At 64.2% G+C, this 23,306-nt stretch carries 26 protein-coding genes, 1 tRNA gene and 1 pseudogene; 16 read left to right on the top strand and 12 right to left on the bottom strand.

Going from position 1 to position 23,306, the window contains the following annotated elements; all coding sequences use genetic code 11:
* Positions 1-41 precede the first annotated feature (41 nt).
* Entirely contained in the window at positions 42-1,400 is a 1,359-nt protein-coding gene (glmU, locus tag ACVWY5_RS16610; RefSeq protein ID WP_028332063.1) for a bifunctional UDP-N-acetylglucosamine diphosphorylase/glucosamine-1-phosphate N-acetyltransferase GlmU, read from the bottom strand.
* A gap of 182 nt (positions 1,401-1,582) precedes the next feature.
* Here glmU and ACVWY5_RS16605 point away from each other — a divergent pair, with 182 nt between their 5' ends.
* Both ACVWY5_RS16605 and ACVWY5_RS16600 read left to right on the top strand, forming a co-directional pair.
* Entirely contained in the window at positions 1,583-2,956 is a 1,374-nt protein-coding gene (locus tag ACVWY5_RS16605; protein WP_028332064.1) for a hypothetical protein, read from the top strand.
* Between the two features lie 94 nt (positions 2,957-3,050).
* Positions 3,051-3,431 carry a hypothetical protein gene (locus ACVWY5_RS16600; protein ID WP_028332065.1) on the top strand — a complete coding sequence of 127 codons (381 nt, stop codon included), beginning with the start codon at positions 3,051-3,053 and terminating at the stop codon, positions 3,429-3,431.
* Here the strand turns inward: ACVWY5_RS16600 and ACVWY5_RS16595 are convergent.
* Complete coding sequence (locus ACVWY5_RS16595; RefSeq protein ID WP_028332066.1) at positions 3,391-5,019, bottom strand: glycoside hydrolase family 17 protein; 1,629 nt, start codon at positions 5,017-5,019, stop codon at positions 3,391-3,393. The two genes, ACVWY5_RS16600 and ACVWY5_RS16595, sit on opposite strands and share 41 nt — an antisense overlap.
* A 245-nt stretch (positions 5,020-5,264) precedes the next feature.
* On the opposite strand from ACVWY5_RS16595, the gene ACVWY5_RS16590 reads away from it, so the two are divergent.
* From ACVWY5_RS16590 to ACVWY5_RS16580, 3 genes are all read left to right on the top strand, one after another.
* On the top strand, positions 5,265-6,065 hold the full coding sequence (locus tag ACVWY5_RS16590; RefSeq protein ID WP_456671679.1) for a beta-1-3, beta-1-6-glucan biosynthesis protein: 801 nt from the start codon (positions 5,265-5,267) through the stop codon (positions 6,063-6,065).
* A 5-nt stretch (positions 6,066-6,070) separates the two neighbouring features.
* Complete coding sequence (locus ACVWY5_RS16585) at positions 6,071-8,920, top strand: glycosyltransferase (RefSeq protein ID WP_028332068.1); 2,850 nt, start codon at positions 6,071-6,073, stop codon at positions 8,918-8,920.
* Positions 8,921-9,109: 189 nt separating this feature from the next.
* Positions 9,110-9,185, top strand: a tRNA-Lys gene (locus ACVWY5_RS16580).
* A 45-nt stretch (positions 9,186-9,230) separates the two neighbouring features.
* On the opposite strand, the pseudogene ACVWY5_RS16575 reads toward ACVWY5_RS16580, so the two are convergent.
* Positions 9,231-9,437: pseudogene (locus ACVWY5_RS16575) on the bottom strand (hypothetical protein); the annotation flags it as partial.
* Positions 9,438-9,907: 470 nt separating this feature from the next.
* Between ACVWY5_RS16575 and ACVWY5_RS16570 the strand changes: the two are divergent.
* On the top strand, positions 9,908-11,281 hold the full coding sequence (locus ACVWY5_RS16570) for a N5-glutamine methyltransferase family protein (RefSeq protein ID WP_028332070.1): 1,374 nt from the start codon (positions 9,908-9,910) through the stop codon (positions 11,279-11,281).
* A 773-nt stretch (positions 11,282-12,054) separates the two neighbouring features.
* A complete protein-coding gene (locus ACVWY5_RS16565) occupies positions 12,055-12,186 on the top strand; it encodes a hypothetical protein (protein WP_256438746.1) in 132 nt (43 codons plus the stop codon).
* Positions 12,187-12,551: 365 nt separating this feature from the next.
* Here ACVWY5_RS16565 and ACVWY5_RS16560 read toward each other — a convergent pair whose 3' ends face one another.
* The 3 genes from ACVWY5_RS16560 to ACVWY5_RS16550 all read right to left on the bottom strand — a co-directional run bounded on the left by ACVWY5_RS16560 (position 12,552) and on the right by ACVWY5_RS16550 (position 14,305).
* Positions 12,552-12,788, bottom strand: coding sequence for a hypothetical protein (locus tag ACVWY5_RS16560; protein WP_028332072.1), 237 nt, complete (start codon positions 12,786-12,788; stop codon positions 12,552-12,554).
* A 198-nt stretch (positions 12,789-12,986) separates the two neighbouring features.
* The gene (locus tag ACVWY5_RS16555; protein WP_028332073.1) at positions 12,987-13,892 is read right to left on the bottom strand and encodes a ribonuclease Z; all 906 of its coding nucleotides are present in this window, start codon (positions 13,890-13,892) and stop codon (positions 12,987-12,989) included.
* 218 nt (positions 13,893-14,110) lie between these two features.
* Positions 14,111-14,305 (bottom strand): hypothetical protein, encoded by a 195-nt coding sequence (locus tag ACVWY5_RS16550; RefSeq protein WP_016846119.1) that lies wholly within the window; start codon positions 14,303-14,305, stop codon positions 14,111-14,113.
* Positions 14,306-14,571: 266 nt separating this feature from the next.
* On the opposite strand from ACVWY5_RS16550, the gene ACVWY5_RS16545 reads away from it, so the two are divergent.
* Entirely contained in the window at positions 14,572-14,790 is a 219-nt protein-coding gene (locus ACVWY5_RS16545) for a hypothetical protein (protein WP_028332074.1), read from the top strand.
* Positions 14,791-14,817: 27 nt separating this feature from the next.
* Here ACVWY5_RS16545 and ACVWY5_RS16540 read toward each other — a convergent pair whose 3' ends face one another.
* The 3 genes from ACVWY5_RS16540 to ACVWY5_RS16530 form a co-directional block, all read right to left on the bottom strand.
* Positions 14,818-15,276 carry a hypothetical protein gene (locus tag ACVWY5_RS16540; protein ID WP_028332075.1) on the bottom strand — a complete coding sequence of 153 codons (459 nt, stop codon included), beginning with the start codon at positions 15,274-15,276 and terminating at the stop codon, positions 14,818-14,820.
* 35 nt (positions 15,277-15,311) lie between these two features.
* Positions 15,312-15,476 (bottom strand): hypothetical protein, encoded by a 165-nt coding sequence (locus ACVWY5_RS16535; protein WP_016846117.1) that lies wholly within the window; start codon positions 15,474-15,476, stop codon positions 15,312-15,314.
* 88 nt (positions 15,477-15,564) lie between these two features.
* Positions 15,565-15,825 carry a DUF3551 domain-containing protein gene (locus tag ACVWY5_RS16530; RefSeq protein WP_028332076.1) on the bottom strand — a complete coding sequence of 87 codons (261 nt, stop codon included), beginning with the start codon at positions 15,823-15,825 and terminating at the stop codon, positions 15,565-15,567.
* 339 nt (positions 15,826-16,164) lie between these two features.
* Here ACVWY5_RS16530 and ACVWY5_RS16525 point away from each other — a divergent pair, with 339 nt between their 5' ends.
* Positions 16,165-16,956, top strand: a complete 792-nt coding sequence (locus ACVWY5_RS16525; protein WP_028332077.1) for a hypothetical protein — start codon at positions 16,165-16,167, stop codon at positions 16,954-16,956.
* Between the two features lie 156 nt (positions 16,957-17,112).
* Here the strand turns inward: ACVWY5_RS16525 and ACVWY5_RS16520 are convergent, their stop codons facing one another.
* On the bottom strand, positions 17,113-17,964 hold the full coding sequence (locus ACVWY5_RS16520; protein ID WP_028332078.1) for a 3-hydroxybutyryl-CoA dehydrogenase: 852 nt from the start codon (positions 17,962-17,964) through the stop codon (positions 17,113-17,115).
* Between the two features lie 137 nt (positions 17,965-18,101).
* A complete protein-coding gene (locus ACVWY5_RS16515; RefSeq protein ID WP_157348719.1) occupies positions 18,102-18,293 on the bottom strand; it encodes a hypothetical protein in 192 nt (63 codons plus the stop codon).
* Between the two features lie 250 nt (positions 18,294-18,543).
* Here ACVWY5_RS16515 and ACVWY5_RS16510 point away from each other — a divergent pair, with 250 nt between their 5' ends.
* The 7 genes from ACVWY5_RS16510 to ACVWY5_RS16480 all read left to right on the top strand — a co-directional run bounded on the left by ACVWY5_RS16510 (position 18,544) and on the right by ACVWY5_RS16480 (position 22,740).
* On the top strand, positions 18,544-18,693 hold the full coding sequence (locus ACVWY5_RS16510) for a hypothetical protein (RefSeq protein WP_321177264.1): 150 nt from the start codon (positions 18,544-18,546) through the stop codon (positions 18,691-18,693).
* Between the two features lie 218 nt (positions 18,694-18,911).
* A complete protein-coding gene (locus tag ACVWY5_RS16505; RefSeq protein ID WP_028332079.1) occupies positions 18,912-19,127 on the top strand; it encodes a hypothetical protein in 216 nt (71 codons plus the stop codon).
* Positions 19,128-19,255: 128 nt separating this feature from the next.
* Positions 19,256-19,513, top strand: coding sequence for a hypothetical protein (locus ACVWY5_RS16500; RefSeq protein ID WP_028332080.1), 258 nt, complete (start codon positions 19,256-19,258; stop codon positions 19,511-19,513).
* 164 nt (positions 19,514-19,677) lie between these two features.
* Entirely contained in the window at positions 19,678-20,967 is a 1,290-nt protein-coding gene (locus ACVWY5_RS16495; RefSeq protein WP_028332081.1) for a hemolysin family protein, read from the top strand.
* A 121-nt stretch (positions 20,968-21,088) separates the two neighbouring features.
* On the top strand, positions 21,089-21,688 hold the full coding sequence (locus ACVWY5_RS16490; RefSeq protein WP_028332082.1) for a formyltransferase family protein: 600 nt from the start codon (positions 21,089-21,091) through the stop codon (positions 21,686-21,688).
* 193 nt (positions 21,689-21,881) lie between these two features.
* Positions 21,882-22,241: a hypothetical protein gene (locus ACVWY5_RS16485; protein ID WP_076828571.1), complete on the top strand. Its 360-nt coding sequence runs from the start codon at positions 21,882-21,884 to the stop codon at positions 22,239-22,241.
* On the top strand, positions 22,186-22,740 hold the full coding sequence (locus ACVWY5_RS16480; protein ID WP_028332083.1) for a hypothetical protein: 555 nt from the start codon (positions 22,186-22,188) through the stop codon (positions 22,738-22,740). The genes ACVWY5_RS16485 and ACVWY5_RS16480 overlap by 56 nt, the downstream gene beginning before the upstream one ends.
* Positions 22,741-22,833: 93 nt before the next feature.
* On the opposite strand, the gene ACVWY5_RS16475 is transcribed toward ACVWY5_RS16480, so the two are convergent.
* On the bottom strand, positions 22,834-23,232 hold the full coding sequence (locus ACVWY5_RS16475) for a RidA family protein (RefSeq protein ID WP_028332084.1): 399 nt from the start codon (positions 23,230-23,232) through the stop codon (positions 22,834-22,836).
* Between the last annotated feature and the right edge of the window lie 74 nt (positions 23,233-23,306).

Here is a 23,306-nt window from a genome sequence, read left to right as displayed (position 1 = left end):
ATGAAGCCGCGACGCGGCCGTCCCGAAGCACGACGACGGCATCACTTCCCCTTCGCAGCCTTCTCCTTCAGCTTCGCCGTGCGGTAGCGCGCGGCGCCGCCTTCGCGGATGGACTGCTCGCTGCGCTCGAGCGCCATCGCATCGTCAGGAACGTCCTTGGTGATCACGGAGCCCGAGCCGATATAGGCGCCCTTGCCGATCGTGACCGGCGCGACCAGCGACGTATTGGTGCCGATGAAGGCGCCCTCGCCGATCAGCGTCTTGTGCTTGAGGAAGCCGTCATAGTTGCAGGTGATGGTGCCGGCACCGAGGTTGGAATTGGCACCGACATGGGCGTCGCCGACATAGGAGAGATGGTTGACCTTGACCCCGGCCTCCAGCCTCGAACCCTTGGTCTCGACGAAATTGCCGATCTTCACGCCATCGCCGAGCGAAGTGCCGGGCCGCAGCCGCGCGTAGGGTCCGAGCTCCACCTTCTTGCCGATCGTGGCTTGGGTGATGTGCGAGAAGGAATGGATTACGGCGCCGTCGTCGATCGAAACGCCGGGTCCGATCACCACGAACGGCTCGATCGTGACGTCCTTGCCGAACTTGGTGTCGGCGGCAAGATAGACGGTTTCCGGCGCGATCAGGGTCACGCCGGCCTCGAGCGCCTGGTTGCGCAGCCGTGTCTGCATCACGGCCTCGGCCTCGGCGAGCTGCGCCTTGGTGTTGATGCCGCGCACTTCGTCTTCGCTGGTGTCGATCACGACGGCCTCCAGTCCGAGTTCCCTGACAATGCCGACGGCATCGGTCAGATAATATTCGCCCTTGGCATTGGCATTGCCGATCTTCTCGATGATCGCGAGCGCCTTCTTGCCGTCGAACGCCATCACGCCGGCATTGCACAGCGTGATCTTGCGCTCTTCGGCACTGGCATCGGCCTGCTCGCGGATCCCAACCAGCTTGCCGTTCTCGACCACCAGCCGGCCGTAGCCGGTCGGGTCGGCGGCATGGAAGCCGAGCACCGCAAGCGCCGCGCCGTCGCGCAGCGGCGCGCGCATCCGGGCGAAGGTCTCGGCCGAGATCAGCGGCGTGTCGCCGAATGCGACCAAGAGGTCGTCGGCACCGCGGGCGATCGCCTCGCGTGCCGCCAGCACCGCATGCGCGGTGCCGAGCCGTACGCGCTGCACGAAGGTCTGCGCGTCGGGCCGCACCCGGCGTGCTTCGGCTGCGACCGCCTCATGGTCCGGGCCGACCACGACCGCCAGCTGCGATCCCTCGCCGGAGGCCGCAGCGTTGAGCACGTGCGACAGCAGCGGCTGCCCGGCCACGGGGTGCAGCACCTTCGGCAGCGACGAGCGCATCCGCGTGCCCTCACCGGCCGCAAGCACCACTGTCAGGCTCGTTCGCGCAGTCATTCGCAATCCTCGATGTCGCGCGCAGTTCGCGCGCAAAGCTGTCTTCGAGGCCGTCTTTAATTGTTTTCCCCGGCAGAAGAAACCGATTCGCCTCCGTGGCGCTCCGGATTCAAGTTCCCGGTCCATTTCCTGTTAATCTTTGCCTCGTGATTCGGCGGGCCTTGAGGAGGGCCAAGCGGGCTTTGGCCAAAGATCGCGACAATCTGGCGGCGGAATTCGACACCGAGGGCACCACCGGCTTTTTGGCCGAGGAGGATGCTCTGGATCGCCGCATGCTGTGGCGGCTCGGCTCGTGGGGCGTTGCCGCGGTCGGCGCCGTCACCGTCGCGGTGATGGCCAACCAGTCGGCGTTGTCGCTGCGGCGCGACCAGGTCGCCGCAGCGGACCTCGCGCGACAGGCCCAGCAGCTGCAGACGCTGGCGAAGGAGAGCCACAACGAGACGCGCCGGCTCGCGTCCGCGATCGATACGCTCAACGGCGACCGCGACCGGCTGTATTCGCGCGTCACCACGCTGGAGCAGGGTCTCGACTCCGTGACCGGCGCGATCGCGAGGCAGCCGTCGGCACCATCGCCCTTGGCAGCGGCGCCCTCGCCCGGAACCGCCAGTTCGTCCCCCGCCGCCTCCGCGCCAACCGTTGCCGCCGTCGCAACAACGCCGCCGGTCGCGTTGGACAAGCCGGCGGCGATCGACAAGCTGCCCGCAGCCGGCGACAGCAAGGCGACTGGGCCGATCGAGAAGCCGGTTGCGGCGGCCGAAAAGCCGGCAACGGCCGACAAGAAACCGGCGCCCGCGGCCGCCAAGCCGCAGGCCGTCGCGGAGAAGCCGCTAGTCTCCGACAATTCGGCGCCGAATTCCGCCACGGCCGCATCGATCGCCAGTCCGATGAGCGCCGCCGCGGCCAGCGCCGAGGATTCCCCCGCAGCGCCGGCGCCGGTCGCGGATAACAAGCCGCTTGCCGACAAGCCGGTCCTGGCATCGCTCGATCCTGCGGCGAACAAGGCAACCGAAGCGGTCAAGCCGCCGACCGCCAACGATGTCACCACCGCACCGATGCCGCCGCTGGTGATCACAGCGGATCCGGACGCCGAGGACGATGCGCCGCAGGCACAGATCCACCGCACCGAGTTCGGCGTCGATCTCGGCACGGCCAATTCGGTCAATGGACTGCGCGCGCTGTGGCGCGGCCTGTTGAAGTCGAAGGCCAACGCGCCGCTGGCGGCGCTGCGGCCGATCATCGTGATCAAGGAGAACAGCAACGGGCTCGGCATGCAGTTGCGCCTGGTGGCTGGACCGCTGAACGACGCCGGCACCGCCGCCAGGATCTGCGCGGGCCTCAGCCTGGTGCAGCGGACCTGCGAGACGGCGATCTATGACGGCCAGCGGCTGGCCCTCAACGAGCCGCCCGCCGGAGCCAAGCCGGCGCCATCGCATCGGCGGGCCGTGCCGAAGCGCGCCGCCGCACCACCATCGCCGCCACAGCAGCAGCCGGTCGCCGAGGACAAGAAGCCGGAGCCGACCACGATCTCCTCGATATTCCGGCGGAACAGCCAATAATCATGTTGGCCAAGGGATTGTGGCCGGATTTTCAACCGATTTCGATGCTCCGACCGAGCTTGTCCCGCAACCCGATCCCGACCATAGTGCCGCGATGACAAAACCTCCGTTCCGCCTCTCCCCCTATCAGGTCCAGTTCCTGATGGTCGTGGGCTTCGTCACCGTCGGCTACGCGCTCTACGTGCGCTATCTGGCAATCGAGTTCTCTCCCGTTGCGCTGGCCTGCGACGCCGGCGCGCAGACCATGCTCTGCAAGGCTCGCGCGCTGTCGACCGTACTGTTCAAGAACTCGGTGTTCGGGATCACCGCGCTGGTAATCGCGGTGCTCAACCTGATGCGGCCGTCGATCGTGCTGCTGACCGGCGGCTTGATCGCGGCGGGGCTCGGGATCGTGCTCTACAATGTCGTGCTGTCGGGGCTCGCGATCGGGCTGTTCATCCTGGGTTTTGCGCGGCCCGCGCCCGCCACAGCGTAGCGGCGAGCAAGAGGTACATCACGCAGGTCCAGTCCGACTGCCAGTTGATCGTGCCCTCGTTGTAGATCGTGTAGCCGGCGGCGATCACCAGCAGGCCGGCGAACACGGATTCCGCGAGCGGCCGGATGCCTTCCTTCGGGCGATTGAGCATGGTCAGCAGCGCGAATGGCACCACCGCCATGGTCAGCGAGGCATACGGGAAATCGCGGTAGCGCGGATCGAAGGTGAAGCCGAGCGCGGTTTCGGCAGCAATCACGGTGGTGATGATCAGCACAATCGCCAACACCGCGCCGATCACGCCCTTGCCGCGATAGTCGCGCGGCCCGACCAGTTCCAGGAAGGTCGGCAGCGACCGCCCGGCGATCAGCGCATGCGCCGTCAGCAGTGGCGCGGCAATGCCCGCCGCGAGCAGCGCGCCCCAATGCAGCCAGCCGCCGACGCCGTAGCTCTCGTAATACATCTTGTCGCCGGCAATCCCGAGCAGCGCCCCCGCCGTCGTCGCCGAAATGGCGACCGCGATCCAGGCCGACGGCCGCGGCGTCCACGGCCGGCGGCGCAGCGTCAGCCAGGCCGCGAGGAATGTGGCGACGGACAGCGCCATGCCGCCCGCCATCTGTAGCTTCCAGTCCGGATAGTTCGTGATAGCAACGCCGGGCGGATACTTCACCTGCCGCTTGATCGAATCGAACAGGCCCCAATTGCCGCCGACGGTGCCCTCGAGCTTGCGCTTCCAGGGCTGGTCGTAGGCCTCGATCAGGTTGACCCGAAAGCCCTCGCGCTTGGCGAGGTCGAGGATCTCGGACACCACCCGCGCCTGGTTGGTGCGCGACGGCAATGCGCCCTCCCGCATCCGCCCCTGGCTCGGCCAGCCGGTCTCGCCGATCAGGATCTCCTTGCCCGGGAATGTCACCGCCATCCGCTTGCGGATATCGTCGACATGCGCCGCGGCGTACTTCGCCTTGACCGGGATGTCCTCCCAATACGGCAGGATGTGAATGGTGACGAAATCGACCGCGTCATAAATCTCGCGGTTCTTCACCCAGTATTCCCAGACGTCGGCATAGGTGACAGGAAGATTGCCCGCCGCCGCCTTCACCGCGCGGATGTTGCCGGCAAGATCGGTGGCGGTCATCTCGCCGCGCAGCAACACCTCGTTGCCGACGATCAGCGAGGTGACGACGCCAGGATACTCCTTGGCGAGCCGGACCGCGATCGCGATCTGCTGCAAATTCTTGAAGCGGTTGCTGCTGAGCCAGATGCCCTGCATCACCTTCAGCCCGACCTTGGCCGCAACGCCAGGGACCTGGTCGAGGCCGCTCTCGATCGAATAGGTGCGCACGCAGTCGGTGACCTTGGCGAGATCGGTCAGATCCTGCTCGATCTGCTCGACTGGAATCTGCGTGGTGGGATCCAGCGGCGTCTGCGCGCCGCGGAACGGCGTATAGGACACGCATTGCAGCTTTGCAGCGGGATCGATCGGCGCGCGCACGAGCGTAATCGGCGTGGCGAGCCACCACCACACGGATGCAATCACGGCGAACGAGATCAGGAGAAGCGCCAGCGGCGTACGAAGCGAAATCGGTTCCATCCTCCGGGGGACCGTCGAATTAGCCGGTCACAGCCCATCTGCCAAGAGCGGGATTAGGTCAATACCATGGTTGTCCTGCGACAGTTTTGCGCTGGGTCGATAAAGTTGTGAGTTTGCTGGACAAAATACCAAATTCCAGTCATCAGATTTCGCCAGAGTCTCCGCCGCACTGGAGACCTATTTGGACGGCATCACGCGAGCCGTTAGGATGATCCCGCGGGGGCAGGAACATTATCGGGGAATACATGCGTCGACGGCTGCTTGAGTTGAAGAACACTAGTTTGCGCCATCTTGCCGTAACGGGCCTTGTCACGGGCCTTGCGCTCCTCATTGGGGCCGGCGGCGCGTTCGCCCAGAGCGGCACGCCGAATCCGCCGGATCAGGCCAAACAGCAGCCTGGACAGCCCGACGCCAACGCAAATGCCGCACGGGAAGCCAACCAGCGCAAGGTCGAGGAATTCGTCGAGGCCCAGCAGGCCATCAACGGCCCGGCCGGCAACCCGGAATGCGTCTGGCTCGGCCGGCGCGTCGTCCGCCTGATGTGGAACGACGATCTCGACACCGCGTTCCGCCATCTCGACCTCTACGACCGGTTCGGCTGCCCTGGCGGCCACGTCCAAGCGACGTTCCGCTGCCTGACCCGGTTCGGCGCCCAGATCGACGACAAGGTGCGCGGCAGCCTCGACGGCCGCATCCACGCCTGCTGGATCAATCCGGGCGCGCAGCCCCAGGCTGCGGCGGCGGCCCGCTGCTCCCACCCCGGCGCCGGCGGCGGCCGGCACCGCCGCACCGGCACCGGCAGCGTCGCCTTCGCCTGCACCGACCCCGTCGGCGGCACCTGCGCCGGCGTCGAAATAGCCGTATCCCGCGACGGGGTCCGACCGCGATTTTTTTCGCGGCTGGAACGGCTTGCGCCCTTAAAACGCCATCGCGGCACACCAGTTGTTAAATCGGATGGCGGAGATATCTTTCCCTCCGCTGTCGTGTTGGTCGAACCTAGGGGACGGGTTCGCTTAGTCCTCAATCTCAGGCCCCGTATGGTTTAACCGCGATGCGCGCCGTCGTCGCCGTCCTGTTGCTTGTCACCGCCGCCCACGCCGCCCTGTGGGGTCTCTTCCAGGAGAGGCAGTCGGCGCCCGATTTCCGTGGCACGCTGCCGAGCCTGTCCTACGCTCCGTTCGAGTCAGGCCACACCGTCGCAGACGTTGCCGCCGACACCGAGAAGGTGCGCGCCGACCTGAAGAAGCTCTCCACACTCACCAAAGCGGTCCGCCTCTATTCGTCGACCGAAGGCAATGAGCTGGTGCCGCCGGTCGCCGCCGAGTTCGGCATGAAGGTCACCGTCGGCGCGTGGATCGACAAGGACGCCAACCGCAACAACCGCGAGATCGAAGCTGCGATCAACCTGGCCAAGCGCAACAGCAACGTCATCGGCATCGTGGTCGGCAACGAAACCGTGTTCCGCGGCGAGCAGGTGCCGCTGGAAAACCTCGGTTCGGTTCCGGAGATCGGCGTGCCGCCCGAGGAGTCCGAGAGGATTCTTCGCGAGGAAGCGCAGCGTCTTCACGACGCCGAAATGCAGCCGGATGAGAACGGCAGCAGCGGCTTGAGCAAGCGCGCTGAAGCGATCAAGTGGGCAGTCGCCGAAAACAACGTGCACCGGCTGATCAAGGTGATCCAGCGGGTCAAGAAGTCGGTCAACGTCCCCGTCACGACCGGTGAAATCTGGAACATCTGGCGCGACCATCCGCAACTCGCCAATTCCGCCGATTTCATCGCCGCGCACGTGCTGCCCTATTGGGAAAACTTCACTGACAAGCAGGCGGTGGACCAGGCGGTCGACCGCTACAACCTGCTGCGCGACTCCTTCCCCGGCAAGCGCATCCTGATCGCCGAATTCGGCTGGCCGAGCCAAGGCTACAATCTGCGCAGCGCCGAGCCCGGTCCGTTCCAGCAGGCCACGGTGCTGCGCAACTTCGTCACCCGCGCCGAAGCCATCGGCATGGACTACAACATCGTCGAAGCCATCGATCAGCCCTGGAAGTTCTTCGAAGGCGGCGTCGGTCCCTACTGGGGCATCCTCAATGCCGACCGCGAGGCGAAATTCGCCTGGACCGGACCGGTCACCGATCTGAACTACTGGAAGATTGCGCTGGTCGCCGTCCTGGTCGGCCTGTTCATGTCGCTGCCGATCCTGCGGCTGGACCAGCCGACCGTGATGCAGGCGCTGCTCTTGTCGGCGGCCGCCAACGGCGTTGGCGCGTGGGTCGCGACCGTGTTCTCGTACTGGACCACGCACTACTTCGTCTGGGGCTCGGCCTTCGCGCTCAGCCTCGGCCTGGTGCTGCTGGTTCCGCTGGTCCTGATCGCGATGGCCCGGATCGAGGAGATCGCTGCGGTCGCGTTCGGCCGCGGCCCGCGCCGGCTGATCGGCAAAAGCGCGCCGCTCGCGCCCGCCACAATCGGCGAGAACGTGAAGTTTCCGAAGGTCTCGATCCACATCCCGGCCTATTTCGAGCCGGTCGAGATGCTCAAGCAGACGCTCGATGCGGTGTCGCGGCTCGACTATCCGAACTTCGAGTGCGTCTGCATCATCAACAACACGCCCGATCCCGACTTCTGGCGGCCGATCCAGGATCACTGCCGGCTGCTCGGCGAGCGCTTCAAGTTCATCAATGCCGAGAAGGTGCAGGGCTTCAAGGCCGGCGCGCTGCGCATCGCGATGGACCGCACCGCGGCGGATGCCGAGATCATCGGCATCATCGACGCCGACTACGTCGTGCATCCGGACTGGCTGAAGGATCTCGTGCCGGCGTTCGCCGATCCGCGCGTCGGCCTCGTGCAGGCGCCGCAGGAGCATCGCGACGGCGATCGCTCGCTGATGCACTACATCATGAACGGCGAATATGCCGGGTTCTTCGACATCGGCATGGTCCAGCGCAACGAGTTCAACGCCATCATCGTGCACGGCACGATGTGCCTGATCCGCCGCGCCGCGATGGACAAGGCCGGCGGCTGGTCCTCTGACACGATCTGCGAGGACACCGATCTCGGCCTCTCGATCCAGCAGCAGGGCTGGCTCACGCACTACACCAATGTGCGTTACGGCGAAGGCCTGCTGCCCGACACCTACGAGGCCTTCAAGAAGCAGCGCCATCGCTGGGCCTATGGCGGCTTCCAGATCGTCAAGAAGCACTGGCGGCGCTTCCTGCCCGGCGCCAGCCGGCTGACGCCCGATCAGCGCCGCGAGTTCTCGCTGGGTTGGCTCAACTGGCTCGGCGCCGAAAGTCTCGGCGTCGTGGTTGCGATCCTCAATCTGATCTGGGTGCCGATCGTCGCCTTCGCCGACATCGCGATCCCCGACAAGATTCTGACGCTGCCGATCATCGCCTCCTTCATCGTCTCGCTGGTGCATTTCGTCGCGCTCTACCGGCTGCGCGTGAACATCAAGGCCGGCCAGATGTTAGGAGCCATGATCGCGGCGATGAGCGTACAGTGGACGGTGTCACGCGCGGTGGCGCAGGGCCTGATCACCGAGCATCTCGCGTTCGCCCGCACCTCCAAGGGAGGCCTGTCGCGGATGTCGATCGAGTTCCAGGCGTTCTGGGAAGCCGTGATCGGGGTGTTGCTGCTGATCGGCGCCGTCGTGCTGGTCGTCACCAACGGTTACAAGCAGGTGCGCGAGATCTACATCTTCGCCGGCGTCCTGGTGTTGCAGAGCCTGCCATTCCTGGCGGCGGTCTCCATCGCAATCCTGGAAAATTCGCGGATCAACGAGTTCGCATTCTGGCGCAACAGCGCGATCCGTACCGCGGAACTGATCGGATTGCGCCCGGTCAGCCTGCCCTCGGTCGCCGCCCCGTCGCAGCCGGTCGGCTCGGAAATCCGCCGCGACAACTAGCGCCGGATTTGGCCGACTTCAAGAAACGGCCCTAACCACAGGCGCCGGAACGGCAAATCCGGCGCGCCGGTGCACAATTGAGCGCCCCTCGGCTATTGACCCGATGGGCCCTGCCCCCTACACAGCGCGGGCTGGAGCACGATCCGGAGCGGTTCACCGCTGGCGTCCGGATCTATTGTTCAGGTGAGTGAGCGCGTAGCTCAGGCGGTAGAGCACGTGACTTTTAATCATGGGGTCGAGGGTTCGAGTCCCTCCGCGCTCACCAAACAAATTCTTTGTCCAGCCCGGCGACATGGGTAACAGGTCGTACCTAAGACATGGGTGACAGCCTCGTGCCGAACGGGTTGTCGAGGGGTTGCAAGGTTTTCTGCTCCAGGTCGAAGTATCCCAAATCATCGTGCATGAAGCTGACGAGCAAAATGCCGTCGTCGACTTCCTTGATGCCGAGTTGTTGGCCGGCCAGCACGGTGGAGATGTTGATCCGCTTGCGGTGCAGGCAAAGCCGCCCGACGCTTGATGGAGCACGCGAGAGCATTCGAGCCGATCCGGGGCGGCCGAATCTACATCGAGAAGATCAACGCCCCCATGCTCTACCGGGACAAGGCAATGCCGGCCAAGTGGACTGGGCTCCAACATGCAATCGGAAAAAGCTGGCTTGAATATCACGAGAGCGGGACGTTCGCGCGGACGCTCCCGTCTGGGAAAGATCTGTTCGCCTGGGCTGTCCGATACATTCGGAGTACCTCATCTAGTGGGGCTAGGGCCACGAGCCCTTGGCGTTTCGCACGTCGCAATATCCATCGGGAATTTGCACTTCTTCCTGGGGCTAGGTCGGCGCCGCCGGCATGCATTTCAAGCCGACGGCGTCGGGTGTTCTCGCCATGCGGATGATTGACCAGGTGCCGAAAGAAGCTTGGGATGGCATCCGCCCGGCTCCTCCAAGGTCGGGCGCCCATTCCAAGGCGAAGCACCCGAGGACGATCTCAAATGGAAACGGCCACGCTTCTATCGGTTCTCCGCGAGCGGAACGTCAGAATATGGGTCGAAGGGGACCGCCTCAAGTGCAGCGCCCCCGCTGGCGCGCTTGACGCAGAGTTACGCGCGACACTGGCCGACCGAAAGCAAGAACTGCTCGCCTGGCTTCGGCAGGCGGAGACGCTGAAGAGCGGTCCGGCCGACTCCCTGCCGGTCGAGCGCGAGGACGGGACGAGAGCGCTCCTGCCGACAGTTTCCAGGGAAGTTCCGCTGCCGACAGTCCCGGCACGGCGTGAACGCATGAGCCGCTTCGTTAAAGAGCTCCGGAGTTGCGGTTACGACCTCGCAAGCTGTGCCGAACGTCTTGAGGTCCTTCCTCGCCTCGGCGTCAATTTCTGGCAAAGAATGCGAATGTCCTGGACTCCTCGGAAGAGCGATCCGATCGACAATCTCATTACGCTCTTCATCGATGGCCAGCAGGTGAGCGCAGACGTTATCGCGAAGCAGATTTCGTCGTTCTTTGTCGATGTGGCCCTCGAAATGAGATTGGCCGAAAAAAACGGCGACTTGTTGCAGTCGAACTTCTGTTTGTTCCCATGTTACGGGAAATACCTGGTCACCGACCAAGCAGAGAAGAATACCGCAATCAATCAAGTCATGTGGTTGTGGGGAGAGAGCTTTATGCTCGGCGGCTTTGTGAAGAGGATCCCCCGCAGGCGCGCCATTGATCTCGGAACAGGCTCCGGAGTGCACGCTATTCTGGCAAGCGACCATTCTGCGACAGTCGTGGGCGCAGACGTCAGTCCACGCGCCATCGCATTCTCCAACTTCAATGCAGCGCTAAACGAAAAGAGCAACATCGATTTCGTTACAAGCGATCTCTTCGATTCGATCGACGGGACATGTGATCTGCTGGTATGTAACCCTCCTTACGCACCGGACACTGCCGCCAAGGCGAGCGATAATTTTTGGAGCGGTGGAATAGAAGGCACTGAGCTTCTGCGGAGGGTCGTCGAGGCTCTTCCCACGAGGTTGGATGCGGACGGAACAGCCTACATCAATGCTCTGTTTCCGAATCCTCCAGGAACGAAAATCAGGGATCACTTCGATGCCTGGCTTGAAGGCAATCTCGCGGAGTGGGACGTGCTGGATCACACCTGGCCTGTGCCGGGATATCAAGATTTGTTCTCCGAGCAGCCATTCCAGGGTGATATGAGCGCGTGGCGCTTTGGCGTGGTGAGTATGCGTCGATCTCGGACTGGCCGGGGTTGGTGGAAGGAAGTCGCAGGCAGTGGCCTGTTCTTCCGAGAGGACGGAAGTTGCAGCGTAATCGCTGATCACGATGCCTACGGGTCACCTGCTGGAATATCGCCGAACAACTCGTAGGACACGGTGGAGCCACAGCATCACTCCCGGCAGACGTCCGTCATGGCCTCCCCGTCCAGCAGACGGGCGACAAAGCTAAGGCGCTCTTCCATCACCGAACTCGCTTTGCGCGGCAACCACACCTCCCGCAGAACGGAAGCGGAAAGTGTAACCCATGTGTCCGGTACGGACTGTCGCCTATGTCTCGGGCCGCTCATACATTTGAGCCAAGTAGTCAGCCTCCCAAACATTCGCGAAATTTCCGTGCGGCAGTGACATCGCTCTCGTGGTGTTTGGAAGCCGGCCCGGGCCCTGGCGCCGGCTCTTCTTCTTAATTTTGTGTGAACCAAGCCACAGTTGTTCGGCGTGATCTTTAGTAGGTTTTCGGCGCTGGGGATTTCAGGGCCCAGAGGCTGGAAGAACAGGGCGCCGCCGGGACAACTCATTTCGGGCCCGGCGGCGCAATTTTTCGGGACGGTCAGAACTGCAATCCCAATGCTCGGACCAGACGCATTCGGACGCCAACGGCCCGTTGCTCTCCCTGTCGCAGTCCACGTTCGGCGTCGCCTGCGTCGAGCCTGCCTGCGGTTCTCCGGACCGGTTGGCGGCGCGTGTATTCCGGCATGAGCCTTGCTCTTTAGGTGGCGCAGGAAATTTCAGTGTCCCGGTTCGGAACAAGCTGCCGCCGGATGTGTCTTTTGGAGACGAGCAGCTGGATTCATTGGGAGGCATCGTTGAGATACGCAGCGCCCCTACAGTCAAGGTTTGTCGTTCGGAGAGGAAGCACCGACTGGATGGTTTATGATCGCGAGCTCAAGGGGCCAGCGCAGTTGAAGAAAGACGGCCACTTCGCCGAGAAGCTGACGAAGGAACAGGCCGAACACATCAAGCAGGCATTGACGGACGCCCTGAAGCCCGAGCCGTAGGCAAAGCTGGATCGAGTACCCCGATTGGTGGCGACACAAACCGCGAACAGATGACATCTGTGTTACCTCGTAAGGTATATGAACAGAGTTGGGCAAAGCGAACGAGGCGCGGCAAAATGGCGGCGCATCGATGGAGCAAATTAGGCCCGTGCGGGATTCAGCTTTGGCCACTGCACGTTCTGATCGGGCCAGCGTCGTCGTTGAAAGGGAACGATCGGGGAACAGCTCAAGGCACATCGAAAGCCGCCCGCGCCAGAAAGGTCGCCTCGCGCCGAGGCGGGTGGAGCGCGAGGCATGACGGCGCAAGCGCGCCGTTCAGCGCACAATTTGGAGCGAACATTCGGAACGCTGCTGGAGTTCGGCCGTCAAGATAACGGCAGTTCGCCCTGGCCGCCTGTCCAGTCGATGATGTCGAGCTGGAGCCCTCGCTTCAGCATCTCGGCCTCGAGGCTGCCGGCATGCCGCTTCCACTCGGGCGTCGCGCGGACCCGGAATTTTGGCTCTTCGCCGGCCGCCTCGAATTCGTCGTCGGCTTTGAGCGCACCGCGGACGGCTTCGTACATCATCTTCAGGCTGGCGTCGGTGAAGGCGCCGTAGTCCATCGGTCGTCTCCCTTGGCACTGTGAGACGCGAAAGGCCGCCACGTAGTCACTCGTGGCGGCCTTCTGCTAGCGGCCCATCCAGACGGCCTAGAACGACGTTGCGTGAGTCGGGTTAATGAAGCGTTGCTGGCACGGCACCGGCACGCTTTCACAGACACCCTCGACAGCGTTCCTTCGCCGGGGTGGAGGCCGCTGCACTCAGATCGCGATGCGATCGAAGTCGATGGCTATCCGGCTGTTCGGGAAAATTCTCGTCGCCTCCGCCAGAATGTCCTCATCCGGGTAGCGGCCGGAGATGTGGGTGAGCACGAGCTGCTTGACCCCGCTCCGCGCCGCGAACGCGGCGGCTTCGCTGGCCGTCAAGTGTCCGTAGTCGCGCGCGATAGCCGCGTCGCGCTCGAGAAACGTCGCTTCGATCACCAGCACGTCGGCGTCCCTGGCGTGTTCGGCCAGCCCGTCGGTTGTTTCAGCATCACCGACAATGACGAGCTTCTTTCGCCCCTGGGCCGAGCCAAGCACCTGCTCCGGATCGATGGTGCGACCATCGTCCAGCTTCACCTGCCGCCCCTCCGCCAGCTCCCGACGAACCGGCCCATCAGGCACGCGCAGCGCCAGAAGCCGGTCCGGGAGCAGATGCCGGCGCACCGCGCTCTGAAAGGAGAAGGCGAAGCTGTCCGTATCCCGGTGGCGGACCGGAAAGCAATCGATGGTGAATTCGCCGGCGTCGAGGACTCGTCCCTCGCTCAACGGCACCAGATCAAGCGGGATCGGCGCTCTGCCCTCGCCCCACAGCCCCGCCAGCATGCGGACGACGACATCGAGCGTACCGGGTCCGGCATGAATCGTCATCGCATCCGAACTTTGCCGCAACCGGAGGGTCGAAAACAGCCCGGGGATGCCGAGCACATGATCGAAATGCCCGTGAGTCAACAGCAGATGATCAAGCCGTCGAAAGCCGGCGCCACTCCGCAGCAGCTGGCGCTGCGTTCCCTCGCCGCAATCGACCAGAATACGACTGCCGGCTGCCTCGACAAGGATGCCCGGGTGGTTGCGCTCGGGAGACGGCACGCTTGCCGACGTTCCCAGAAAAGTCAGCGAGAACATCGCAGCACCTCGCCTTCCGACTACCGACGGCGCCATGCCGCCGAGATCGCGCAATCTGATGGCAGCGTCGCCCGATGTGTTCAAGCACTTCGATGCGGACGACGGTGGACCGAGGCGTCCTGAAGCCGGCTGCGTTACGGGCAGACCGCATCCGCGCCGCCAACGGGATCGATCGTCGTGACCGGCGCGCGCGGCGGCCTCGTCACGCCCTCAACCGGTCACAGCCTCAAGCATCGAAACAGCTGCGCGAGCGCAGTGTTGGCGGATTGCGCGCGCCGTTCGACGATTTCGGCCGCGGCGGCGTAGTTGCGCGCCAGGATCTGGAGCGCGCGGCGGGCATCCGGCAGCGTGGATTGCTCCGCCATCTCCAGGCACTGATGCTCGAAATATCTGAGCTCCTCAAGTTCGGTCATTGGCGAATCGTCCGATCGGGTCCTGCATTTTCGAACTCAGTGCGCCAGCGCCCTAGTGAAAGTTTGGCAAGTTTGTTGCGGGGGCCGAGCAATCTGGTCGGAGTGTTTCTGGACGCATGATTTGATGATCACCGCTGCGTGACCGATGCGAGGTGAGCTGCGCGGATCGACAAGCGCGTGCAATCGTCTCACAATGCGCCGGTCTCGCTTGGCGAGCCCTGGAACGCACGCGGTTGATGCGGTAGCGAATTGGCTTTGTTGGACCGATGAGGAAACGCGATTGGGCTTTCGTGGCGGCCTGTGTGGCAGGCGCGCTGCTGTTCGGCGTCTGGAGTTTCCAGATGGGTATCGCGTTTCATCGGTCCCAGCACGGTGCGACCGACCTCTCCAGTTCGCACCGGCGGAGCCAGGACGACGCTTCCGCGCGCAGCCCGGCCCGGCTCGAGGCGGATGACGGCGATCAGCAGGCCGGACAGCCGCGATAGCGTTCGTCACCGCCAAATCGCGTCCGACTAGGCCCAAGCCAGGCCTGCCATGCCGGCGGCGCCATCGTCATCTGTCTTCGCATGCGTGAGCCGCCTGCGGCGCGCGCTATCCTTGGCACGATGGTCACGAACGCCAAATCTGTGCAGCGCCATCGGCACATGCCGCATCACGGCGCGGACGAGACCGATGGCCTGTCTGACGACGGCCACAACCGTTGCAACGCGGGTAAAGAAGCCGATCAGGAAGATCATCGAGAAGATGTCGATATAGGCCAGCACATCGCCAACCAGCATCAGCTCGGGAGGAAGCGGAATCCGGTGCCAATAGGCGCCGATCACGATCGCAACCGGGATCAGCGCGATCAGCTTCCGCAACGTCAGCCGATCGAGCAAGGCGGCAAGCTCAACGACCAGGATCTGCCACAGCCAATCGCCAAGCACGGCCGGCTTGTCGATCGTCCAAGTCTGCCACAAACGCTGCCACATCGCCGCTCCGCCTCCCCTTGCGCGCATTACCGGCGCTACGGCTTCGACGACGCCTCGCTGCCGCTGCCCTCGTCTGCGGCGCCTTGCGCATCAGCCGGATCGGCCGATGGAAAGATGCGCTCATAGTTCGCACGCGCCTCGCGGATCAGCCGCGCGCGCTCGCGTTCGGACTTCGAGATGAACCTGATGATCTCGCCCATATTCGCTCCAAGGCAAAAAAAAAGATCCGACCGTCAGCTATGCAACCATCGTGCCCGACGGTCGCTTGGCCCGACCTCCTCGCACCGCTCAGCGGAATGCCCGCGGCGCCACCCGCTGCTGGCTGAACGCGACGCGCGGATTGATGCCGCAATAGGCGTCGCGGCCCGACGCGGATGCCTGGCACTGCTGGTAGGTCTGGTAGCCGCAATAGCCGGGATATCCCTCCTGCCGGCCCTGGATGCACCAGGGATACTCATAGGGATCGGCCGCCGCAGGCGACGCGGAACCGACAATCCAGCTCGTTCCGAGCGCCGCGAACGCCAGAATTGCCCAATTCGTCCTGCGCATGATCGTGTTTCCTTGCTCCATCGGCTCCCACCCGCTGATCTAGGTACGCCCGCAGGATCTGCGAGGTTTCCGGTGACCGCCTCAAGAAGCTGTGACGATCGTTCGAAGCCTGGTCGCGGCACGGTGAGGACCGGCTGATCGGTCGTCGGCCCTCGCGGCCCCCGGACCCGCTGACCCGCTGCCCGCCGGGCCCTCCCTCCGCATGTAGTTAACCGACGCCTAATCGCAGATGCGCGGTTGAAATGTACGACTTAAGCGCGCTGCAAGGCGGCTGCCCTAGTCTCCCGCCCGGCTCAATGGACGACGACACCGGAGAGGCTCGTCACACGGGGGATAGTCATGCGCAGCGCGCTCATTGCTTCAATGATCCTGTCACTTGCGGCCGGGCCGGCCGTTGCCGGACCACGAATGTCGGGGCCGTCCGAGGCGGCACCGAGCAGCGTCGAGAAGTATCGCGGCTACGTCTTCGATCTCTCCGAGAATGCCGACCGCAAGGACGTTACCAGCATCGCCGACATGGTCCGCCGCCAGCTCGACGTCGTGGAAACCGCAGGCTTCAGCCCGAAGGTGCTGCAGTTCTTCCATCGCGTGCCGATCGTTGCCAGCGAGATGGCGTGTCTCGACGAAGGCGCGGCAGCGGCCTGCTATGGCTTGACGCCGCCGGAATGGGACCGCGGCACGACGCGCGACGTCACCATCTGGGATCACGACAAGCAGCAATGGACCAATTCGGATCCGCTCGCGCTTGCGCTCGATTCCGGCATCGGCATCATCAGGATGCGTCCGAACATGATGCGTTACGCGAAGGACCCGGTGCTGCTGCACGAATTCCTTCACGCCTATCACGCCCGGCTGATGCCGAACGGCTATGAGAACAAGGGCATCAAGGGCTTCCTCAGCCAGGCCAAGTCGAAGGAGCTGTTCGCCAAGGAGGCCTATGCACTGAAGAACCAGCAGGAGTTCTTCGCGGTGACGGCGAGCATCTTCCTGGCCGGCAAGGATTCCGAGCACGAACCCTATACGCGCGCCACGCTCAAGGAGAAGATGCCGGACTACTACAAGTATCTCGTCGGCCTGTTCGGCGCCGATCCCGAGGAAACCGGCGTCACGCCGGTCGCATCGGCCAACTGAGCCCGGTATCCCACAAAAAAACGAGGCCCGGTGTGCCTAGGAGACCGGGCCTCGTTTCTGATGTCCCCCGCCTCGTGGCGGATCAGGTCTTGTCGTTACGCGACCTTGTCCGCGCGATCCATCCCGGATGATTACGGGGTCAGGCGCGCGCCGGCCTCACTTGCTGTAGCTGTAGAACCCCTGCCCGGTCTTGCGGCCGAGATGGCCGGCGTCGACCATCTCCTTCAGCAGCGGCGCCGGCCGATATTTGGGGTCGTTGAAGCCGGTATAGAACACCTCCATCACCGACAGCATCGTGTCGAGCCCGATCAGATCGGCGAGCGCTAGCGGGCCGATCGGATGGTTGCAGCCGAGCTTCATGCCGGCATCGATCTCCTCGGCGGTGGCAATGCCTTCCTGCAGCGCGAAGATCGCCTCGTTGATCATCGGACACAGGATGCGGTTCACCGCAAAGCCGGGGCTGTTCTTCGCCGTGATCGCCACCTTGCCGACCCGCTTGGCGAACGCTTCGGCCTTGGCGACGGTGTCGTCCGAGGTCTGCAGGCCCCGGATCAATTCGAGCAGCGCCATCACCGGCACCGGATTGAAGAAATGCATCCCGATGAAGCGGTCGGGACGATCGGTCGAGGCCGCAAGGCGGGTGATCGAGATCGACGAGGTGTTGGTTGCGACCAGCGCGCTCGGCTTCAGTCCCGCAGAGAGATCCTTCAGGATCTTGACCTTCAGCTCCTCGTTCTCGGTCGCGGCTTCGATCACGAGATCGCAGGCGGCGAGCTTGGCCTTGTCGGTGGTCGCATTGATACGCCCGAGCGTCGCGTCGCGATCGGCCGCGGTCATCTTCTCCTTGGCGACCAGCCGATCGAGACTGCTCCCGACCGTCTTCAAGCCGCGCTGGACCGCCGCCTCGGAGATATCCACCATGGTCACGCCGAGGCCTGCCGCCGCGCAGATCTGCGCGATGCCGTTGCCCATGGTCCCGGCGCCGATAATGCCAACCGTCTCAATCATTGCGTTCGTCCCTCGTCGCTTGCGCGGCCGCGCGGCCGCATCGTCAAAAACGGCGGACCGGAGGAGTCCGCGGATGGCGCATGAATAGCAGTCCGGCCGCACGGCCGATACAGCGGAAGCCGGTATTCCGGTGAGGTCTATTCCGGGCGCGGCGGGACAGGTCGCCGTGGCGGAACGGCCGGCCGCGGCGGCGATAGGGCGCGCGGTGGTTCGGCCGCGCGCGACGGTTCGAGCACGCGGTTAAGTCGGACGATCCACCAGGCCAGCCGCCCGTAGCTGCGGCGCAGCGTCGATCCAAATCCCTCGTCGATGTCCTGGTCACGATCCATACCCCTATCATTAACGTGCATCCTTGAAGGAACGGTGAGCGCCATCACGTGCTGCACCGGCAATCGTTAGGAACCTGGCAACTATTTCGCGCAAGCCTCGGTTGACGGCGTGGGCGCCGGTAATCTCCCGGATTGCGTGCGGGAGGCCTTGCGCCGCAGCATCGCCATGCCGGTGCGACTCGCATTTTGTTGATCGAATTTTCCGCGGCGCGCCGCGACACAAGGACATTGGACGACGAGGGCTACGCCCATGCTTTCTGAAAAATTCTTTTTGGTGCTCGAGACATTGCTCAACGGCCAGACCCATTCCGACGGAAGCCCCCGCGTGGTGAGCACCGCGCCCCACATCCCGGTCGAGCTTCCGCGCGAAGGCCAGCCGAAACGCAACCCTTCCCGCTAGGCCGCTTGGTGGCGGCAGGTGGTCGCCAAGGCCGGGCTGGAGTTTCAGTCGCTGCGGCCACGTCGCTGCGGAATGCCGATCGCGACGTTTGTCTCCGCCAGTTGGCCCGTCGCGACGCACGAAGCCATTCGGCCGGAGCGGCGCCTCGCCCGTGATCCAGTTCATAGGTGGCGAAGCCGAACCACGCTACGCCGCGCCCGCAACGAGGTGGCGCCGCCGTGGACGATAAGACCGACAGCAAGACCGATTTCGGAAGCATCGCCGTCGCAATCTGCGTCGCCGCCTACATCGCGATCATGCTGGCCTATCTCGCCCAATGCGATCTCGGCCTGACCGCCGCGCAGACGCGTCATCTCTCGATGCTCGCAGCGCTGGTCCTCGCGCTGCCGGTCGCGCTGGATTTGCTGCGCACCGGGCCCGGCGACGCTGGCTGACGCGGGCACGAACAAGCCTGCAGCCTTCGATCTCCCCTGCAGCAAGCGCGCCTGCGCAACATAGCGCTAGGTGAAGCGACGCGAATCAGGGTTACTTTGCAACTGATCGCTTCGTGGGATTTGGCGGCATGACCCAGCCCGGCGTGTTTGATCAGAAGGTTCTGGATCAGAACATTCGCGAACTGCAGGAATGGCTGCGCAGGGCCTGGCAGCAACTCGCGGACCCCTCGCTCACCGCCTTCTCCCGCCGCGAACTGCGCAACCAGATGAAGCAATGCAACGCCGATTTGCGCGTGCAACTGCAAGCCGCCTCCAAACGGATGCTGATGCAGCCCGCCTCATCGGGCAGGAGGTTCGCCAAGCCGGCGCTGCGGATCCTCGCCTAGGACCTGATGCCAGCGCGCCAAAATGCCGCGATATCTTGCTGCATGCTGGCCATACGCACCCTCTGCTTGTGCAGGAACGCCCGACAAGGCACAGCAAAACCGCTCCGGTATGCCTATATTGGGCGTCATGTAGCGGCCCACGCCGCCAATGTTTAGGGACTCCCGTGTTATATCTGGAACTTGCGATCGTGGCGGTCTTGATCGTCGTCAACGGTCTGTTGTCGATGTCGGAGCTCGCGATCGTCTCCTCGCGTCCGGGGCGTCTTGCGGCGCTGGTCGAACGAGGCGTCAGCGGTTCGCGCCGCGCCCTTGCACTGGCCTCCGATCCCGGCAAGTTCCTCTCCACGGTGCAGATCGGCATCACGCTGATCGGCGTGCTGTCCGGCGCCTTCTCCGGCGCAACGCTTGGCCAGCGTCTGACCCAATGGCTGCTTGAGCTCGGCGTGTCCGCAAGTATCGCGGACGCGGTCGGCGTCGGCCTCGTCGTCGGCGTGATCACCTATGCCTCGCTGATCGTTGGCGAACTGGTGCCGAAGCAGATCGCCTTGCGCGATCCCGAGTCGATCGCGGTCAAGGTCGCTCCGGCCATGACCATGATGGCGCGGCTGTCGCTGCCGCTGGTGTGGCTGCTCGACCGTTCCGGCAAGCTGCTGCTGTGGGTGCTCGGCCATCGCGAGGATGCACAGGACCGCGTCAGCGAGGACGAGATCAAGACGCTGGTGGTGGAGGCCGAGAACGCCGGTGTGCTCGAGCCCGGCGAAAAGGAGATGATCGCCGGCGTGATGCGGCTCGGCGATCTGCCGGTCGGCGCGGTGATGACGCCGCGCCACGAGGTCAGCCTGATCGACCTCGCCGCCCCCGCGGCCGAGATCCTGGCGACGCTGCAGAAGAGCAGTCACTCGCGCTGCGTGGTGTTCGACGGCAACCGCGATCATGCGCTCGGCATCGTGCAGGCCAAGGACGTGCTCGACGTCTACCTCGCGGGCCAGACGCCCGACATCCGCGCGCTCACGCGCGATGCGCCGATCATTCCGGAGACCGTCGACGCCCGCGACGTGGTCGCGATTCTGCGCGACTCCAGAGTACATATCGGCCTCGTCCACGACGAGTACGGCACCTTCCAGGGCGTCGTCACCAGCGCCGACATCCTCGAGGCCATCGTCGGCGCCTTCCACACCGAGGAAGGCCCGGCCGAGCCTGCCTATGTCCGGCGCGCCGACGGCTCCTATCTGATCTCGGGCTGGATGCCGGCGCTGGAATTCAGCGAACTGCTCGGCATCACGCTGCCCTCGCCGCGGCCGTACCAGACCGCGGCCGGCTTCCTGCTGCATGAATTCGGCGCGATCCCCGATGTCGGCGCGAAAACCGCCGCGCAGGGCTGGGAATTCGAGATCGTCGACCTCGACGGCCGGCGCATCGACAAGGTTCTGGCCAGCAAGCAGCCGGCGGCCTGACATTTGCCACCCGGCCGTCCTGTTGATAAGCGGCAAGACAGCGAAACAGGCCGCCGCGGTGTGCTATCGGCATAGCGGCGGCCCGAGCAATCCCCGAGTAAACCCCACGGAATAGATCCCCATGCGCATTACCCTTGTCGGTTCCCGCCATTTCGGCGTGACGACCCTGAACATGCTGCGTGAGCACCACGTCACGCTGGTCAGGGTGGTCGTCCATGACGGCGAGGACCGGCTGGCGGCAGCAGCCAGGGCGGCCGGCATCGAAGTCGTTGTGCAGGCCGATCCAAAGCTGGTGACGGCCGCCGAGATTGCGCCGGACACCGACCTGATCGTGACCGCCCATAGCCACGCCCGGGTCAGCAGAGAGGCGCTTGCCGCGTCCAGGCTCGGCGGCATCGGATACCACCCGTCGCTGCTGCCGCGCCACCGCGGCATCGCGGCGGTAGAATGGACCATCAAGGAAGGCGATCCGATCGCCGGCGGCAGCATCTATCACCTCGCCGACCGCATGGACGCCGGCGCGATCGCCGCGCAGGACTGGGTGTTCGTCAAGAAAGGCGAGACCGCCCGCGAGCTGTGGGAGCGCGCGCTGGCGCCGCTCGGTTTGCGTCTGCTCGCCCAGGTCATCGACTACGGCAAGGTCAACGGCTCGCTGCCGGCCAAGGTCCAGGATGAGCAGTTTGCGACCAAGGCGCCGAATCTGAGCCTTGGCAAACACTAACCCGAGCTAGAGTATGGGAGTACCTTGTTCGAAAAAACCATGCTCGGATTTTCCGTTCCTGATCCGGAACCGAATTCACCGTGATGTGTTTGAGTTCACAGGAACATTTGGGGACTCCCGCGACGCAGCAAATTTTGAACACATTGTGACAGGATAAGCCGCGTCATCACACGAAATTACAGGGATTTGATTCATGCGTTCGATCCGCATTCGCGACCTGATTTTGGTCACTTCGGTCGCTTCGGCTGCCGCCCTCACCGCTGCTCCCGTGTCCGCTCAGCAGCCTTATGACGGGCTTTGGAACGTCACCGTCGTCACCAAGACCGGCAGCTGCGAACCGTCGCAGAGCTCGACCGTGACCGTCGCTGAAGGAAAGATCTCGGCACAGGGCGCGGCGATCTCCGGCACCGTCGGCAGCGGGGGACTTGTGCGAGTCTCGATCAATGGTGCATATGCGAACGGACAACTCAGTGGCAACTCCGGATCGGGGAAGTGGAATGGGGCATCAGCTGGCGTACCGTGCAGCGGCCGATGGGAAGCATCCCGTCAGTAAGATCACCAGCCTATCAAGTTTCTTTGCCATCGCGCGGCGGCCAGCATTTGCAGCCGCCGCATTTTTTGTGGCCGCACTCGCAAGCACCACGGGCCATGCCCAGTCCGGCCCGTTCGCCGGCATGGCGGGCACCTGGTCGGGCGCCGGCTCGGTCACGCTGGACGACGGCTCCAGCGAGCGCATCCGCTGCCGGGCGACGTATCACGTCGGCGGGCCCCGGATGACCATGATCCTCACCTGCGCAAGCGACGCCTATAAGTTCAACCTGGCGGCCGATGTGCAGGCCGAAGGCAGCGTGGTCAGCGGCAATTGGAGCGAGTCCAGCCGCAATGTCAGCGGCTCGTTGCAGGGTCGCGGTGGCGGCGGCAACTTCCAGGTCATTGCCAGTGCTCCCGGCTTCAACGCCGATATCTCGATGCGCACCACCGGCAACAAGCAGGCGGTCACGATCAGGGCCGACAGCCAGTTCCGCGGCGCCAGCATCACGCTGTCGAAGTAATCGATCCGCGCTCCAACGTGGAAAGCCCTCGGGTCATCCCCGAGGGCTTTTTGTTTGGCTGAGCGGCAATTCCTCGCGTACGCCCCAGCGATGCTATGCCGCAGGCACGAATGCGGTGACCTCGATCTCGACCTTGGCGCGCTGATCGACCAGCCCGCCGATATAGAGCAACGTCGACGGCGGGAAATTGCGCCCGAGCGTCTCCTTCCACGCCGCGCCAATACCGGCGCCCGCGGCCTCATACTCGCTGCGGCTGGTCAGGTACCAGGTCAAGCGGACGATGTGCTCGGGGCCGGCGCCGGCTTCGTTCAACAGCTTGATGATGCGCTTCAACGCGGTGCCGACCTGGGCGGCCATCTCGGGGGCGTAGTCGCCCTTCTCGTCGCCGCCAGTCTGCCCCGCCAGCACGATCCACCTGCCGGGCGCGTCGAACGCGACACCGTGCGAGAAGCCGCGGGGTTTCGACCATTCGGCCGGTTGCAAGACACGCATGAACAGATCCTCCTGATTTGATTTTGCCGACCTGCTTAGCAGAGATCACATGGTTGACGCATCACCGCGCAGGC

The organism is Bradyrhizobium sp. USDA 3256, from assembly GCF_054058275.1.
This window is presented reverse-complemented; position numbering and strand designations above follow the sequence as displayed.

Bases quoted from the DNA above. Each gene is read 5' to 3' on its own strand.
- glmU (WP_028332063.1), bottom strand. From the start codon at position 1,400: ATGACTGCGCGAACGAGCCTGACAGTGGTGCTTGCGGCCGGTGAGGGC.
- ACVWY5_RS16600 (WP_028332065.1), top strand. From the start codon at position 3,051: ATGACAAAACCTCCGTTCCGCCTCTCCCCCTATCAGGTCCAGTTCCTG.
- ACVWY5_RS16595 (WP_028332066.1), bottom strand. From the start codon at position 5,019: ATGGAACCGATTTCGCTTCGTACGCCGCTGGCGCTTCTCCTGATCTCG.
- ACVWY5_RS16590 (WP_456671679.1), top strand. From the start codon at position 5,265: ATGCGTCGACGGCTGCTTGAGTTGAAGAACACTAGTTTGCGCCATCTT.
- ACVWY5_RS16585 (WP_028332068.1), top strand. From the start codon at position 6,071: ATGCGCGCCGTCGTCGCCGTCCTGTTGCTTGTCACCGCCGCCCACGCC.
- ACVWY5_RS16570 (WP_028332070.1), top strand. From the start codon at position 9,908: ATGGAAACGGCCACGCTTCTATCGGTTCTCCGCGAGCGGAACGTCAGA.
- ACVWY5_RS16565 (WP_256438746.1), top strand. From the start codon at position 12,055: ATGGTTTATGATCGCGAGCTCAAGGGGCCAGCGCAGTTGAAGAAAGAC.
- ACVWY5_RS16560 (WP_028332072.1), bottom strand. From the start codon at position 12,788: ATGGACTACGGCGCCTTCACCGACGCCAGCCTGAAGATGATGTACGAA.
- ACVWY5_RS16555 (WP_028332073.1), bottom strand. From the start codon at position 13,892: ATGTTCTCGCTGACTTTTCTGGGAACGTCGGCAAGCGTGCCGTCTCCC.
- ACVWY5_RS16550 (WP_016846119.1), bottom strand. From the start codon at position 14,305: ATGACCGAACTTGAGGAGCTCAGATATTTCGAGCATCAGTGCCTGGAG.
- ACVWY5_RS16545 (WP_028332074.1), top strand. From the start codon at position 14,572: ATGAGGAAACGCGATTGGGCTTTCGTGGCGGCCTGTGTGGCAGGCGCG.
- ACVWY5_RS16540 (WP_028332075.1), bottom strand. From the start codon at position 15,276: ATGTGGCAGCGTTTGTGGCAGACTTGGACGATCGACAAGCCGGCCGTG.
- ACVWY5_RS16535 (WP_016846117.1), bottom strand. From the start codon at position 15,476: ATGGGCGAGATCATCAGGTTCATCTCGAAGTCCGAACGCGAGCGCGCG.
- ACVWY5_RS16530 (WP_028332076.1), bottom strand. From the start codon at position 15,825: ATGCGCAGGACGAATTGGGCAATTCTGGCGTTCGCGGCGCTCGGAACG.
- ACVWY5_RS16525 (WP_028332077.1), top strand. From the start codon at position 16,165: ATGCGCAGCGCGCTCATTGCTTCAATGATCCTGTCACTTGCGGCCGGG.
- ACVWY5_RS16520 (WP_028332078.1), bottom strand. From the start codon at position 17,964: ATGATTGAGACGGTTGGCATTATCGGCGCCGGGACCATGGGCAACGGC.
- ACVWY5_RS16515 (WP_157348719.1), bottom strand. From the start codon at position 18,293: ATGGATCGTGACCAGGACATCGACGAGGGATTTGGATCGACGCTGCGC.
- ACVWY5_RS16510 (WP_321177264.1), top strand. From the start codon at position 18,544: ATGCTTTCTGAAAAATTCTTTTTGGTGCTCGAGACATTGCTCAACGGC.
- ACVWY5_RS16500 (WP_028332080.1), top strand. From the start codon at position 19,256: ATGACCCAGCCCGGCGTGTTTGATCAGAAGGTTCTGGATCAGAACATT.
- ACVWY5_RS16490 (WP_028332082.1), top strand. From the start codon at position 21,089: ATGCGCATTACCCTTGTCGGTTCCCGCCATTTCGGCGTGACGACCCTG.
- ACVWY5_RS16485 (WP_076828571.1), top strand. From the start codon at position 21,882: ATGCGTTCGATCCGCATTCGCGACCTGATTTTGGTCACTTCGGTCGCT.
- ACVWY5_RS16480 (WP_028332083.1), top strand. From the start codon at position 22,186: ATGGGGCATCAGCTGGCGTACCGTGCAGCGGCCGATGGGAAGCATCCC.
- ACVWY5_RS16475 (WP_028332084.1), bottom strand. From the start codon at position 23,232: ATGCGTGTCTTGCAACCGGCCGAATGGTCGAAACCCCGCGGCTTCTCG.